16 protein-coding genes are annotated in these 13,137 nt (G+C 64.4%); 13 read left to right on the top strand and 3 right to left on the bottom strand.

Features of this window, described 5'->3' with window-relative positions; translation table 11 throughout:
* Positions 1-13: 13 nt before the first annotated feature.
* The 5 genes from K323_RS0120415 to K323_RS0120395 all read left to right on the top strand — a co-directional run bounded on the left by K323_RS0120415 (position 14) and on the right by K323_RS0120395 (position 4,115).
* The gene (locus K323_RS0120415; RefSeq protein ID WP_026851919.1) at positions 14-931 is read left to right on the top strand and encodes an ABC transporter substrate-binding protein; all 918 of its coding nucleotides are present in this window, start codon (positions 14-16) and stop codon (positions 929-931) included.
* Entirely contained in the window at positions 931-1,992 is a 1,062-nt protein-coding gene (locus K323_RS27605; RefSeq protein ID WP_022887117.1) for an amino acid ABC transporter permease, read from the top strand. Before K323_RS0120415 ends, K323_RS27605 begins: the two co-directional genes overlap by 1 nt.
* Positions 1,992-2,798 carry an amino acid ABC transporter ATP-binding protein gene (locus K323_RS0120405; RefSeq protein ID WP_022887116.1) on the top strand — a complete coding sequence of 269 codons (807 nt, stop codon included), beginning with the start codon at positions 1,992-1,994 and terminating at the stop codon, positions 2,796-2,798. The genes K323_RS27605 and K323_RS0120405 overlap by 1 nt, the downstream gene beginning before the upstream one ends.
* A gap of 174 nt (positions 2,799-2,972) precedes the next feature.
* A complete protein-coding gene (locus K323_RS0120400) occupies positions 2,973-3,725 on the top strand; it encodes an SDR family NAD(P)-dependent oxidoreductase (RefSeq protein ID WP_022887115.1) in 753 nt (250 codons plus the stop codon).
* Between the two features lie 180 nt (positions 3,726-3,905).
* Entirely contained in the window at positions 3,906-4,115 is a 210-nt protein-coding gene (locus K323_RS0120395) for a hypervirulence associated TUDOR domain-containing protein (protein ID WP_022887114.1), read from the top strand.
* 116 nt (positions 4,116-4,231) lie between these two features.
* Here K323_RS0120395 and K323_RS29135 read toward each other — a convergent pair whose 3' ends face one another.
* From K323_RS29135 to K323_RS0120380, 3 genes are all read right to left on the bottom strand, one after another.
* A complete protein-coding gene (locus tag K323_RS29135) occupies positions 4,232-4,624 on the bottom strand; it encodes a DUF1801 domain-containing protein (RefSeq protein ID WP_169515700.1) in 393 nt (130 codons plus the stop codon).
* A 131-nt stretch (positions 4,625-4,755) separates the two neighbouring features.
* The gene (locus K323_RS0120385) at positions 4,756-5,994 is read right to left on the bottom strand and encodes a type II toxin-antitoxin system HipA family toxin (RefSeq protein WP_022887112.1); all 1,239 of its coding nucleotides are present in this window, start codon (positions 5,992-5,994) and stop codon (positions 4,756-4,758) included.
* Positions 5,987-6,259, bottom strand: coding sequence for a helix-turn-helix domain-containing protein (locus K323_RS0120380; RefSeq protein ID WP_026851917.1), 273 nt, complete (start codon positions 6,257-6,259; stop codon positions 5,987-5,989). Before K323_RS0120380 ends, K323_RS0120385 begins: the two co-directional genes overlap by 8 nt.
* 223 nt (positions 6,260-6,482) lie before the next feature.
* On the opposite strand from K323_RS0120380, the gene K323_RS0120375 reads away from it, so the two are divergent.
* From K323_RS0120375 to K323_RS0120340, 8 genes are all read left to right on the top strand, one after another.
* Positions 6,483-7,082 (top strand): TetR/AcrR family transcriptional regulator, encoded by a 600-nt coding sequence (locus tag K323_RS0120375; RefSeq protein ID WP_022887110.1) that lies wholly within the window; start codon positions 6,483-6,485, stop codon positions 7,080-7,082.
* Entirely contained in the window at positions 7,075-8,280 is a 1,206-nt protein-coding gene (locus K323_RS0120370) for a glycosyltransferase (RefSeq protein ID WP_022887109.1), read from the top strand. The genes K323_RS0120375 and K323_RS0120370 overlap by 8 nt, the downstream gene beginning before the upstream one ends.
* 96 nt (positions 8,281-8,376) lie before the next feature.
* A complete protein-coding gene (locus tag K323_RS0120365) occupies positions 8,377-8,619 on the top strand; it encodes an AbrB/MazE/SpoVT family DNA-binding domain-containing protein (protein ID WP_022887108.1) in 243 nt (80 codons plus the stop codon).
* Positions 8,612-9,031: a type II toxin-antitoxin system VapC family toxin gene (locus K323_RS0120360; protein WP_022887107.1), complete on the top strand. Its 420-nt coding sequence runs from the start codon at positions 8,612-8,614 to the stop codon at positions 9,029-9,031. The genes K323_RS0120365 and K323_RS0120360 overlap by 8 nt, the downstream gene beginning before the upstream one ends.
* A 127-nt stretch (positions 9,032-9,158) precedes the next feature.
* Positions 9,159-10,628 carry a DHA2 family efflux MFS transporter permease subunit gene (locus K323_RS0120355; protein ID WP_026851915.1) on the top strand — a complete coding sequence of 490 codons (1,470 nt, stop codon included), beginning with the start codon at positions 9,159-9,161 and terminating at the stop codon, positions 10,626-10,628.
* 218 nt (positions 10,629-10,846) lie between these two features.
* A complete protein-coding gene (locus tag K323_RS27595; RefSeq protein WP_022887106.1) occupies positions 10,847-11,104 on the top strand; it encodes a type II toxin-antitoxin system Phd/YefM family antitoxin in 258 nt (85 codons plus the stop codon).
* A complete protein-coding gene (locus K323_RS0120345; protein WP_022887105.1) occupies positions 11,101-11,499 on the top strand; it encodes a type II toxin-antitoxin system VapC family toxin in 399 nt (132 codons plus the stop codon). Before K323_RS27595 ends, K323_RS0120345 begins: the two co-directional genes overlap by 4 nt.
* Positions 11,500-11,661: 162 nt before the next feature.
* On the top strand, positions 11,662-13,131 hold the full coding sequence (locus K323_RS0120340; RefSeq protein WP_022887104.1) for a DUF3375 domain-containing protein: 1,470 nt from the start codon (positions 11,662-11,664) through the stop codon (positions 13,129-13,131).
* Positions 13,132-13,137: the final 6 nt, after the last annotated feature.

The raw sequence follows: 13,137 nt of genomic DNA, 5'->3' as shown, positions 1-13,137 counted from the left end.
TAGGAGAAATACCATGCGATCAGTACGAATTATTGCCGTTGGCGCCACAGTGTTGTTGGCTCTTGGGCTCACCGGCTGTGTCGTTGACGAAGGCGAGACCGGCACGCCGGACGCCGGATCAACGGCCAAGGCCCAGGAAATGAACCAGAAACTCCACGACGCCCTGCCGCAGGAGATACAAGACGCGGGCACCATCGTGGCCGTCAACAACGGATCGTTCCCGCCATACACGGTTGTGGAAGGCGACGGCGATCTTCAGGGCGCTACCGCTGAGATCTCAGTCGCCCTCGGCGAAATACTCGGCGTGACCATCGAGCACACCACGGTAGACGGGCTCGCCAGCGTGCTGAGCGGAATGGATGCCGGGCGCTACGACCTCAACGTCGGCCCGACCGGCGACTTCAAAGAGCGCCAGGCGCAGGCAACGTTCATCGACTGGGTGCAGGAGTTCGTGGTGTTCGCCGTGGCGAAGGGCAACCCAACCGAGATCAGCGACCTGGATTCCACCTGCGGCAAGAAGGTCGCCGTGATGGCGAGCGGTTCGGCTGAAAAGGTCATCAAGACCCAGGCCGAGAAGTGCGCGACGGATGGCGCTGCCGAACTTGTTGTGCAGTCGTACAAAGACCAGCCCAGCTCGATCCTCGCGGTGCAGTCTGGCCGAGCGGATGCGTTCTTCTCCTCGCAGGCTCCTCTGACGTACTTCGTCGAGCAGTCAGACGGCGCCCTCGAACTGACCGGAACCGGCCAGAAGAACGGGTTCGAAGACCTGCACCAGGGTGCTCTCGTTCCCAAGGATTCCCCGATGGCCGATGTGCTGCTTGAGGCGTTCCAGGTCTTGTTCGACAACGGCACATACGCCGACATCATGAAGGCCCACGGTCTTGAAGACAACATGGTCGAGGCGCCCGGAATCAATCTCGGAGTCTCTTGATGCCTGTCACCTCCAGGCCTGTCACCTCTGCTGACGCGACGCGAGGGGGCGAGCGCGTAACGGCTCGCTCTCTCAGTCTCGACGTCGCGAACTCGGTTCGCCGCAAGCATCCGTGGCGCATCGTTGCCGTGCTGGTGATTGCGGTCCTCCTCGCCCAGCTGGTGCAGTTGCTCGTGACCAATGAGCGGTTCGGGTGGCCAACGGTGGCCAAGTACCTGTTCTCCATCCAGGTGATGCAGGGCCTTGGCATGACCATCGTGCTGACGATCATCGGCATGATTCTCGGCATCGTGCTCGGTGTTGTGCTGGCGATCTGCCGCATCTCGAAGAACCCGGTTCTGCAGGCAACGTCGTCTGCTTACATCTGGTTCTTCCGGGGCACGCCGCTGCTGGTGCAGCTGATCTTCTTCTACAACCTGTCGGCGCTGGTTCCGCAGCTCTCGCTCGGGATTCCGTTCGGCCCGGCCTTCGTCTCGGTGGCCACGAACACCGTGATCACGCCGATGCTGGTGGCGATTCTCGGACTGGGCCTGCACGAGGCCGCGTACATGGCCGAGATCATTCGAGGCGGTCTGCTCTCCGTTGATCCCGGGCAGCGCGAGGCTGGCGCGTCGGTGGGCATGTCGAACGCGCGCATCATGCGCCGCATCGTGCTGCCGCAGGCCATGCGCTTCATCATTCCGCCCACCGGCAACCAGGTGATCAGCATGGCGAAGGCGACGTCGCTGGTGTCGGTGATCGCGATGTCCGACCTGTTCTACACCGTGCAGGCCATCTACAACCGCAACTTCGAGACCATTCCGCTGCTGCTGGTCGCGGTGATCTGGTACCTGATCATCACGAGCCTGCTCAACATCGGGCAGTCCTTCATTGAGAAGCGGTTCTCGCGCAGCGCCAAGCAGGAGAACAACAGCCTCTGGAGCTTCCTCACTCGCAGAAGCGGGCGTCGACCCGTTGCTGCCGCCGGTGCGGCCGGCTCTGTGCCGGCATCTGTCACCGAGGCATCCAACACCGAGGCATCCAACACCGAGGCATCCGTCACTGAAAGGAGCGACGCCTGATGACCCAGACATCGCCAATCCAACACGAAACGGATGCCGCGGCCGGCGGCCCGGTGCTGGTCGCCGAGAATGTGCGCAAGAGCTTCGGTGACGTCGAAGTGCTGTCGGGAATCAACCTTGAGGTGCAGCAGGGGGAGACGGTCGTCGTGCTTGGGCCGTCGGGCTCTGGGAAGTCGACGTTCCTGAGGTGCATCAACCTGCTCGAAGATCTGAACGGCGGCCGCATCCTCGTGGACGGCCGCGACGTGGGCTTCGAGGTTCGGGGCGAACGCCTGCACGAGCTGTCGGGCAACCAGATCGCGATGCGTCGCCGGGACATCGGCATGGTGTTTCAGCAGTTCAACCTGTTCGCTCACATGACGGTGTTGCAGAACATCATCGAGGCGCCGACCGGTGTCAAGGGTGAGCCGCGGGAGCAGGCCGTTGCCTATGCGAAATCGCTGCTGGCCAAGGTCAACCTGAGTGGCAGGGAAGACGCCTACCCTCGGCAACTGTCCGGCGGGCAGCAGCAGCGCGTCGCGATTGCGCGTGCATTGGCCATGCGCCCGAAACTGATGCTCTTCGATGAGCCGACCAGTGCGCTCGACCCGGAGTTGGTCGGGGAGGTGCTGGCGACGATGAAGGAGCTTTCCGGCGAGGGACTCACGATGGTGGTCGTCACCCACGAGATCAGTTTTGCGCGTGAGGCGGCCGATCGAGTGGTGTTCATGGACGGTGGCGTCATCGTTGAACAGGGCACGCCAGAGCAGGTCATCGACAACCCGCAGCAGGAGCGCACGCGGGCCTTCCTGTCGCGGTTCCTCTAAGAGGAGGTGCGCCTCACAGTGAATCGCCGCCCCGCGGCCATAAATATACGTATGCATGGAATACTGCCGTCGATTCGGAGTTGAATTAAAGGAGCGGCCGATACGGTCGGCCGTTCACGCGCCCGCTCTGTTGAACCGAGATCCGTCTCGGCACCGGGCACGAAGGAGGACACCGTGGATAACCAATTCGCAGGCAAAACCGCCATCGTCACCGGGGGAGGGTCTGGCATCGGCAAGGCCGTCGCCGTCGCACTCGCCGGAGAAGGCGCCAACGTGCTCGTCAACGACATCAAGCTCGACGTGGCCCAGGCCGTCGCCGACGAGATCACCGCTGCCGGGGGCACAGCCATCGCGCTGGCAGGCGACGTCTCCAAGGCCGACGACGTGAAGGCATCCGTCGACGCCGCTGTGGCCGAGTTCGGCGCGCTGCACCTCGCCTTCAACAACGCCGGTATCAGTGGCCCGCTCGGCCCGCTCGCCGACGTCGACATCGACGGCTACCTCAGCGTGATCGGCGTCAACCTCAACTCCGTCTTCTACGGCATGCACTACCAGATCCCGAAGATGTTGGAAGCGGGAGGTGGCGCGATCGTGAACACCTCGTCGATCCTCGGCGTGGTCGGAGACCCCAACGCCGTGCCCTATGTCACCGCCAAGCACGGCGTCGCCGGAATGACCAAGGCCGCCGCCCTCGGTTACGCCGATAAGGGCATCCGGGTGAACTCCGTGCACCCCGGCTACATCGACACCCCGCTCCTCGGCAACCTGCCCAAGGAGGCCTACGACGGCCTGGTCGGCAAGCACCCGATCGGGCGCCTCGGCACCTCTGAGGAGGTCGCAGAACTCGTGCTGTTCCTGCTGTCGGACAAGGCCAGCTTCATCACCGGCTCGCAGTACCTTGTCGACGGCGGGTACACCGCGCAGTAGCGAACGGATGCCTGTGGCCGCGGCATCCGTCTACCTGAAGTTACTGTCGTCGTTGCGATCACTGCCGCCTCACCTTCGGGGAGGCGGCAGTCTGCGCCTCTGGGCCTGCGTCAGGGCACCTGCGCTCTTCCCACCACGGTGCTTAGCTGGAGAGAACGACCCACTATGAAGGGCTGACCGATGACCACGAAATTCTCCGTTGGCGACCACGTGCGCTGGAACTCCGAAGCCGGCCATGTGAGCGGCACGATCACCAAGGTGCACACCAAAGACGTCGACTACAAGGGTCACACCCGCCGCTGCAGCCCCGACGATCCGCAGTACGAGATCAAGAGCGACAAGACCGACCACGTTGCCATGCACAAGGGCGACGCGCTGTCGAAGGGCTGAACCTCAGCTCGACCACGGAACTGAGGTGGCGCGGGCGCCGCGGGCCCGCGTTTTGGGGCCGGGACCGCCTTCTTTCACGTGCCCGGGCCCATTTCGCGGGTCCGGGCGGGGCGGGCTCAGACGGTGGTCGCCAGCCAGCGGCCCACGATGTCGGCGATCGCCTGCCGCTGCAGGGTGATCTCGTCGAGGCTGTCGAACGACATGCTGGCACGGATGTTGGAGTGCCACTTCAGCAGGCCCGTGGCGCCGCCGTCGAAGGTGGGCGCCGCCGTCTTGTCTTCGACGATCGACGGGCCGGCGTGGAGGATGAGATTCACCGCCTTACCGTGCGCGTTGACGGTGACCCGGTCTTCGCCGTCGAAGACGTAGCTCGGCGAGTTCCACTTGATGTGCTCGACGAGGTCGGGGTTCGTGCCGAGCACGATCTCCCGAAGGGCGTTGATCTCGGCCCTGCGAACATCCGTCTGGCCGGCGAGAAACTCGTCGACGGTGCGATAGCTGGTGACCATAGCGGAACGATAGCGGATGACCTCGCCGCACCGCGGCATCCGTTCGCCTCGCGAGTGCGGTCAATTCGTCGCTCTGAGCGCTGAGAACGACGATCTGACCGCACTCGCGGTCACTGCCGGTTCGTCGTCGGCTAGACGGCGCTGCCGGTCGGTCGTCCGTCAAGCAGATTCCGCGTGAAGCGGGCGATGTCGTCCTGAAGGCCGGGATGGGCCCTGTCCACGGGAGTCTCGGAATTGACGAACGCCTCGACGGCCTCGAGAGCGTCAGCGATAGTCGGACGCGGCGAACGCACCTTCCACGATTCGCCTTCCGCAACAAGGTCGTCGACGGTGATCGCCGTGTGCAGATATTTGCGGTTGATGGCCAACGCCATCTTCCCGTCGCTGTCGAGGTGCGACTGCGGAACAACGTCGTAGGCCGGGGCGATCCTCGTGCCGCCGTCTGGCAGGTGCAGCATGCTGATGTTCTTTGCGTGCATGTCGAGGTTGCCGAGAGCCTGCGAAACCGTTAGCAACGCAAGCAGCTGGTGCACGGACTGCTGATCTCCGCTCTGTCTCAAAACATCCGCTATCCGTTTGAGAGAGACTTTCCCGCCGAATTCCTGATACTTCTCGTTCTTCGATGCGCCGAGCGCCTGATTCATGTCTTCCTGATGGATGCGACCCTGCGGCGCATTCGGCGACCTGTCGTACCGCTCGATCACAAGACCGGAGATACCGTCGAAGTCTTCGATCCACGCGTCATAGGTCGTGAGGCCAGCCGCCCTGGCTGCTCGGAACCCGTACTCCTCATCGAAGGTGACGGTGGGATGGCGAAGCGATGGGGGCTTGACGATGTGAGTAGAAGGGTAACCGTCGAGAACCTGGTTCCAGAGGTTCTTGCGAAGCGCGAGCACGATCTTGTCTTGCACTCCCGCCAGTGAGGTGCGGCCGGACTTGGGGCGGTTTCCGAGGGGAGCAGCCTGGGTGTTCGTGAGCATCCTGCCCACACTGGCAGCATCGACGGCCGCCAGGCGCGGATCGCGGGGTTCGCCAGGCGCATCGGGATCGTAGATCTGTACGGCACCGGCAACGTCGCGGCCGAACTGCGCGAGAAGGGGGATGATGTCGTCGGCCCCGACCCGGATCTCAGCGGCGAGATTGTCGAGTGCGGTGCCCTCGGGAAGCAGCTCGGCGAAGAAGTTGCGGCGGCGCCCAGCCCGGCCACGGTTGGCGACGAGGTCGAACGGGACCGACTCCGAGAGCACGGTGCTTCCGAGACCGAACGCCTCGATCGCGTGCGGGTCAGTGACGAAGTCGAAGGTGCGGCGATCTGCGCCGACGAGGTGACCGACGAGCTCGCCATAGATCTCTACACGCAGATCAGCCATGGAGTTCGTCCACCACGTCCTGGGTGGGTGGACCGGATGGCGGGTTCTCGACCTCCATATACATCCTGACTCCGGTCTCTCGCATGATCGCGAAAATGCGCTCAAGAACGATGGTGTTCTTTCCCGATTCCAACGCCCAGATGTACTTCTGGTCGGTCTCCAGGCTGTCGGCGAGCTCACGTTGGGTCAGCCCGCTGACAAGGCGGCCCTGTTGCAGCATCCGGCCGAGGCCTTCGGGACTTCTCACTTCTCCTCGTGCTGCCATGGTTGTCCTCCTGACGGCGTTATTGCCTTCATGGTACCTGACGCCGTTATTGCCGTCAAGCAGCTTGACGGTGTTATCGCCGTCGCCGGGAGGGTGATCGCGATCAGACTGCGCCGCGTAAGGCCTGGGCGCCGGCCGACCGGCCGCGAGGAAGAAAACACTTGACGCCGACGCTTAATTGATGTCCCCTTATAGGGACATGAAAATAAAGCGCCGGTATGCGATGACAACGAGGGCTGCGGCGGTCGAGGAGACCAGGCACCGCATTCTGAGCTCGGTGCTTGCCCTCAGCGCCGAGAAGTTCACGCTGGAGATCGTGCTCGCCGACGTCGCCGAGCGAGCGGGCGTCACGACGAAGACGATCCTGCGACATTTCGGAAGCCGCGAGGGGTTGTTCGACGCGGCGTCCGAGTTCAACCGCGGTGAAATCGTGCGGGAGCGGGTCGCGCCCGTCGGCGACATACCGGCGGCGATCGCAACGGTCGTCGACCATTACGAGGAACGCGGCGACTGGGTGATGCGGATGCTGGGCCAGGAGCATTCAGACGACCGGGCGCGCGGCGTGGTCGGCATGGGGCGAGTGGTGCATCGCGAGTGGGTGGCGACGACGTTCCGCCCTCAGCTCGAACGCGTGCCGGTCGCTGATCGCGAGGCCGTGGTCGACCTGCTCGTGATGGCGACCGACGTGTACACGTGGAAGCTTCTGCGCCGCGACCGAGACCTCGGCCGCGCAGACACCGAACAACGGATGCGCACACTGGTTCAGGCAATCGTGACCAGCGCGACTCAACCCAGTTCGTCGAAAAGGCAGGGAGATGAGTGAAATGAACAGCGTACTGTTCGTCACCTGGGACGGTGGCGGAAACGTACCACCGGCGCTCGGGATCGCCGCTGAGCTGAGCAGGAGAGGGAACGCGGTGCGCTTCCTGGGCCACCCGAGCCAACGACAAGCCATCGAGGCCGCGGGGTTCGCTGCGGAAGCGTTCCGGCACGCCAAACCGTGGTCGGTGCTCGATGCCAGGTCAGGTATGACGGCGCCCCTCGGCTACGCGGCCGTCTTCACTGATCGTGGGATAGGCGACGACCTCGTCGCATCCGTCAAACGTGAACGCACCGACCGGGTGATCATCGACGGACTGCTGATCGGCGCGCTGGACGGCGCGCGGCGCGCTGGCATTGGGTACACGGCTCTCGTGCACACCCTCTATGGAGTGATGCACAACACCCTCACTCGCGGGCCGCTGGCGCTGATCGCCAGAGGAAAGAGGTTCAACCCGGCGCAGCTCTACCAAGCGGCCGACCACATCCTGGCGGTGACGCTGGAGGAGCTCGACTTCGGTCCGCACGACGGCGTCGACTACACGGGGCCTGTGCTGCCTAAGCCGGTGCTGCCTAAGCCGGTGCTGCCGGAGGCGGTGTTGCCGGAGTCAGTTTTGCCGGAGGCCTCGCTTCCGCAGCCCGCAGGCCTTGGCGTGCGTGGCGACGCGCATTCGGCATCCACCCCCGTCGTCCTGGTCAGCCTGAGCACCACCTATATCGAAGGCCAGCGGGAAACGCTGCAACGGATCCTCAACGCACTGAGCAGAATGCCGGTGCACGCGATCGTCACCACCGGGCCCGCGGTCGACCCGACTGGCCTGCGTGCGCCGGAGAACGCGGAGGTGCATCAGTACGTGCCGCATGACCAACTCATGTCGACCGCGTCTCTCGTGATCACCCACGGCGGGCATGCCACCACCATGCTCGCGCTGTCCCATGACCTGCCATTGCTGATCATGCCGATGAACCGGGCCTTCGACCAGCCTGTCATCGGCCGCGTGATCGCCGATCAGAACGCCGGCCTGACGATCGACAAGAAGGCGACGGAGGCCGAGATTCGCGGCGCGGTTGAGCGCCTGCTGCCGGATCCGAGCCCGTATCGGCAGGCCGCCGCTCGCCTGGGAGCACGCATCCGTTCGCGAAACGGAGCGGTTGCCGCCGCAGACCTGATTGAAACGGATGTCCCGGCACGGCAGGTCTAACCTGGTGCGAGTTCCGTTTCAATAGCGCAATCGCCTTGGCCCAACGCTTGCTGATCCGTGAGTATTACTTCGAATGGTAAGACTTACACTGGACTCATGCGCATTACATCGAAAGGGCAGGTCACCATCCCGCAGTGGGTTCGCGAGAAATACGGCCTCATGCCTCACACAGATGTCGAGTTCATTGAAAGCGACGGCACCGTGACCATCACGCCAGCGGAGACCCCGTCGAAACCGGATCGGGCAGAACTCCTCCTCTCCCGCCTTCGCGGGTCGGCCGAGCGATCTCTCACCACGAACGAGATCATGCAGCTCACCCGCGCCTACGACGATGATTGAGCCACTCGGCTTCCTCATCGATTCGAACGTTCTGCTCGACATCATCAACCGCGACCCGGTCTGGGCGGAGTGGTCGGAATCCGCCCTCGCCGATGCCACGCGACGCGGTGAGGTGTGGATCAATCCGATCGTCTATTCCGAGGTCTCGCTGGCATTCGATTCAATTGATGCGACGGATGCCGCGCTGCCGTCAGACACGCTCCGCCGCGCACCACTTCCCTGGCCGGCAGGATTTCTCGCCGCTCGAGCGCATCAGGATTACCGCAAACGCGGCGGTACCCGAGCCTCGACCCTGCCCGACTTTTTCATTGGGGCACATGCGGTTGTGTCCCGATTCACGCTGATCACGCGTGATGCCCGCCGGTACCGCACGGCGTTCCCGAGCCTTCAACTGGTCACGCCTGGAGCGTGAATGGCGTTTTCTCGACCCTCCGCAAGGAGTAGCGTAGGACAGTTCTCGTTGCCGGGTTCGCGCAGACTCGTCACTGCACCGACGGCGACAGGGTGAGCGCAGCACCGAACGCAAGGAAGGCTCTCAGATGACGGCGGAATCCGCCCAGCCCACGGCATCCGGAACAGGATCTGTCGTCACCCGCCGCGCCTGGAACGCACTCATCGTGCTGCTGATCGGCATGTTCATGGCGCTGCTCGACACCACGATCGTGAACGTGGCCTTGCCGACCATTCGCACCACGCTCGACGCGTCTGAGGCGACCCTGTCGTGGATCATCTCCGGCTACGCGCTGGCATTCGGGCTCGCCCTGATTCCGGCCGGGCGCATCGGAGACCGCATCGGCCACAAATGGGTCTTCTTCACCGGGCTCGCCCTGTTCACGATCGCGAGCTTCTTCTGCGGACTCGCCCAGAACGACCTGCAGCTGATCATCTCGCGGGTGCTGCAGGGTCTGGCCGGCGGTGTGTTCGTGCCGGCGGTGACCGCGCTGATCCAGCTGATGTTCCCGCTGAAAGTGCGCGGCAAGGCTTTCGCCATCATGGGCGCCGTGATCGGGGTCTCGACGGCGATCGGCCCGATTCTCGGTGGCTTCATCATCGAGTGGTTCGGCGATGAGAACGGATGGCGCCTGGTCTTCTGGGTGAACCTCCCGATCGGCGTGATCGCCCTGGTCGCCGCGGCGATTCTGCTCCCCGGCGGGCGCGAGGGGTCTGCGAAGGCCGGCACCGACCTGGTCGGGCTTGCGCTGCTCTCTGGTGGTCTCGTTGCCCTATTGGTTCCGCTGATTGAGGGCGAAGACCAGGGTTGGCCGCTTTGGATATTCGTGACCCTCGTCGCCGGCGCCCTGCTGATCGTGGCGTTCGCGTTCTGGGAGGTGCGTGTGGATCGCCGTGGCGGGTCGGCGCTCGTGCCGCCGCGCCTGTTCACGCACCCGGCGTTCACCGGCGGGGTCGTGCTCGCGCTGGTGTATTTCGCGGCGTTCACGAGTATCTTCTTCACAATATCGATCCTGTGGCAGGCGGGGCTCGGGCACTCGGCGCTGGAGTCTGGCATCGTGTCGGTGCCGTTCGCCATCGGCAGCATCATCGGGGCGACGCAGAGCGACCGGCTGGCTCGGTTGCTCGGCCGCAATGTGCTGGTGGGCGGCACCGCTCTCGTGGCGATCGGCCTGATCTGGTTGTGGCTGGAGTTGCTGCTGGTTCCGCCTGCCGACCTCACGAACTGGGTGTTGCTGGCGCCGCTGTTGATTGCGGGACTCGGCAACGGACTCTTCATCGCGCCGAACGCGCAGTTCATCGTGGCGACAGTGGAGCGCTCGGAGGCCGGTGCGGCCAGCGGTGTGATCGGGGTGATGCAGCGGATCGGCGCGGCCATCGGCATCGCAGTGATCGGCAGCGTGCTGTTCGGAACGCTCAACGTCTCTGGCCCGTCGCCTGCGGCGCTGGCGGATGCGTTCACCAGCAGTTCGGCGGCGGCGCTGGCCGTGAGCGCAGGGCTCGCTGTCGTGGCGTTCCTGCTGGTGTTCGCGCTGCCTCGGCGCACTGCGGGGGAGTAACGGGGCCGGCTGCGCCCTTCGGCGGCTGCGGCTGGTCGGCCAATCTGTGGTGCATGCGCGCCGACCCGCCCGTTTCTGCTGTGATTCGTGCCCGCGGAGAGCAGAAACGGGCGGGTCGGCGATGTGTACGGCGGCATCCGTTGCCTCGCGTTTTAGCCGCTGACAGGTCGCAAATCGGGTAATATGGCTAGCATATCTAGCCAGATTGGAGAGGCGCCATGGAGCCGATCAACATTCTTGAAGCGCGCAATAATCTTTCGCGCCTTGTGACGGCTGCCGGCAACGGCGAGGAAGTCGTCATTGCCAATCGTGGAAAGCCGGTTGCGCGACTGGTGCCGATCGCTGCTGACGAGCCACGACACACCGCAGCGCAAGCCGCGAAATGGCTGACATCGCACCGGGTGCCTGCTCACGCGGCTCGCGACGCCGCACAGCTAGACGAACAGATCGCGCTCGAACGCGAGGGTTGGGAGTGATCTACCTCGATTCGTGCATCCTGATCTACGCGGTCGAAGACGACGGGGAACGCGGAATAGCGGTGCGTCAGAACCTGGCAGACGCAGCTGACGAAACGGTGGCGATCAGCCCCCTCGTCACCCTGGAATGCCTGGTCAAACCACTTCGAGACGAGAACCTCAGCTTGCACGACCACTACCTCGCGGCTCTTGATGAATTCCAGCAGTTGTCGGTGGACGAGTCACATTTCATTCGAGCTGCCGAACTCCGCGCACGGTACGGGTTGAAGACTCCCGAGGCGCTTCATCTCGCAGTGGCTCAATTGAGCGGGTGCGACCAGCTGTGGACCAACGACGGTCGCCTCGCATCCGCTTCGCGCGGTCTCGCCGTTGACGTGATCAATAGCCCGCGCTGACCGACCGTGCCCTCCCCGGAGCGGATGGATGTGCCATCCGGCAGGTGGGAACAGCGTGGAACGCACGAAGCGAGAATGCGGTTGTCGGCGGCATGTTGGATGATTGATCGCGGGCGCCGATCGGGCGTTCCCAGCCAGCGCAGAAACGGGAGGAGAGCCGTCGTGTCAGCATTGAGTCAGACCCACGCTCTCAAGAGCCTGGTTGAAACGGATGCCACCTGGCGGCTCCTTCGCGCAGACAACGCCCCCGTCATCGCAGCACTGCTCAGCGAGCACCTCGGCGGCGAAAACCGGCGCCTGCCCGCCGCGGAACTCTACGAACTCATAGACCACGACCTCGACGCCCTCCGGGCGCACGGATTCGACCTCCCACAGGTTGCCCAGAGCTACTGCGCCGAATGGCGGAAGGCCGGCTTCCTCACCCGTCGCCCAGCGGAGGAAGCACGCGGCGAAACCTTCGAACTCGCACCTGGAGCCCTTGGCGCCATCCGTTTTGTTGAACAGCTGGCCGCACCCCGCCAGACCCTCACCGAATCGCGCCTCTCCAGCATCGCCGCCCAACTCGGCCAGCTCGCCGTCGACACCGACCCGGATGCCACCCGCCGACTCGAGCAACTTCACGCCCAACGCGACCGCATCGACGCCCAGATCGAACGCATCAACGCTGGCGAACTCGACACTCTTGACCCGGCACGCGCGCTCGAACGGGTGCGCGACATCCTCGCCCAGGCCGAGGAGATTCCCTCCGACTTCGCCCGCGTGCGCGAACGTTTCGAGAACCTCAACCGCGAACTCCGCGCGCGCATCGTCGAATCCGACGACACGCAGCGCGTGGTGCTCGACGAGGTCTTCCGCGGTGTCAACCTCATCGCAGAGTCCGACGAAGGTCGCAGCTTCGACGGCTTCTCAGCCCTCGTGCTCGACCCCGCCGTCGGCGCCGCATTCGACGACGACATCTCTCGCGTGCTCGGCCGCGATTTCACTGCGCAACTCACCTCGTCAGACCGACGGTTCCTTCGCCGATTCATCGGCACCCTCAAGGAGAACAGCGGCGAGATCCACGACGTGATCACAGCGTTCGCCCGCGGGCTCCGCCGATATGTTCAGTCGCAGGACTACCAGCGCGACCGCGTCCTCCGCGGACTGCTCCGCGAATCGCTCGGCGCCGGCGTCGACGCCTCAAACCACATCAAGCCTTACCGCCCAACCGGCCTCCACCTCGAACTTTCCGGCATGCCGCTGGCCAGCGTCGGCGCCATCCAGCTGCACGACCCGGCCGACCTCGACGCCAGCGCCCCAATTGCCGAACACGTCGCCGAAGTCGCCGACCTTGAGGCCCTTCGCGCCCTTGCCCGTGAAACCGAGATCGACTTCACCGAACTCACCGCCCACGTCAACGACCTGCTTGCCACCGCCGCGCATTGCACGGTCGGCGAGGTGCTCGAGCGATACCCGGCCAGCCAGGGAGTGGCCAGCGTCGTCGGCCTCCTGGTGCTCGCGGCCACGCAGGGAACGTCTGGCGAGACATCCGACACCGAACTCAGCAGCGAAACCGTGCGCTGGCGCGGCACAGACGACATCGGCCGTGCCGCCACCATTCCCATCCACCGCTTCACCGGGAGGCTCCTGTGAACACCG

Origin of the sequence: Glaciibacter superstes DSM 21135, from assembly GCF_000421145.1 — a bacterium.
GTDB classification, from domain to species: Bacteria; Actinomycetota; Actinomycetes; order Actinomycetales; family Microbacteriaceae; genus Cryobacterium; species Cryobacterium superstes.
Note: the sequence above shows the minus strand (reverse complement) of the source record. Positions and strands in the feature narration are given on the sequence as shown.

What these genes read in the sequence shown, in the direction of transcription:
- K323_RS0120415 (WP_026851919.1), top strand. Translation starts at nt 14, where the DNA reads ATGCGATCAGTACGAATTATTGCCGTTGGCGCCACAGTGTTGTTGGCT.
- K323_RS27605 (WP_022887117.1), top strand. Translation starts at nt 931, where the DNA reads ATGCCTGTCACCTCCAGGCCTGTCACCTCTGCTGACGCGACGCGAGGG.
- K323_RS0120405 (WP_022887116.1), top strand. Translation starts at nt 1,992, where the DNA reads ATGACCCAGACATCGCCAATCCAACACGAAACGGATGCCGCGGCCGGC.
- K323_RS0120395 (WP_022887114.1), top strand. Translation starts at nt 3,906, where the DNA reads ATGACCACGAAATTCTCCGTTGGCGACCACGTGCGCTGGAACTCCGAA.
- K323_RS29135 (WP_169515700.1), bottom strand. Translation starts at nt 4,624, where the DNA reads ATGGTCACCAGCTATCGCACCGTCGACGAGTTTCTCGCCGGCCAGACG.
- K323_RS0120385 (WP_022887112.1), bottom strand. Translation starts at nt 5,994, where the DNA reads ATGGCTGATCTGCGTGTAGAGATCTATGGCGAGCTCGTCGGTCACCTC.
- K323_RS0120380 (WP_026851917.1), bottom strand. Translation starts at nt 6,259, where the DNA reads ATGGCAGCACGAGGAGAAGTGAGAAGTCCCGAAGGCCTCGGCCGGATG.
- K323_RS0120375 (WP_022887110.1), top strand. Translation starts at nt 6,483, where the DNA reads ATGACAACGAGGGCTGCGGCGGTCGAGGAGACCAGGCACCGCATTCTG.
- K323_RS0120370 (WP_022887109.1), top strand. Translation starts at nt 7,075, where the DNA reads ATGAGTGAAATGAACAGCGTACTGTTCGTCACCTGGGACGGTGGCGGA.
- K323_RS0120365 (WP_022887108.1), top strand. Translation starts at nt 8,377, where the DNA reads ATGCGCATTACATCGAAAGGGCAGGTCACCATCCCGCAGTGGGTTCGC.
- K323_RS0120360 (WP_022887107.1), top strand. Translation starts at nt 8,612, where the DNA reads ATGATTGAGCCACTCGGCTTCCTCATCGATTCGAACGTTCTGCTCGAC.
- K323_RS0120355 (WP_026851915.1), top strand. Translation starts at nt 9,159, where the DNA reads ATGACGGCGGAATCCGCCCAGCCCACGGCATCCGGAACAGGATCTGTC.
- K323_RS27595 (WP_022887106.1), top strand. Translation starts at nt 10,847, where the DNA reads ATGGAGCCGATCAACATTCTTGAAGCGCGCAATAATCTTTCGCGCCTT.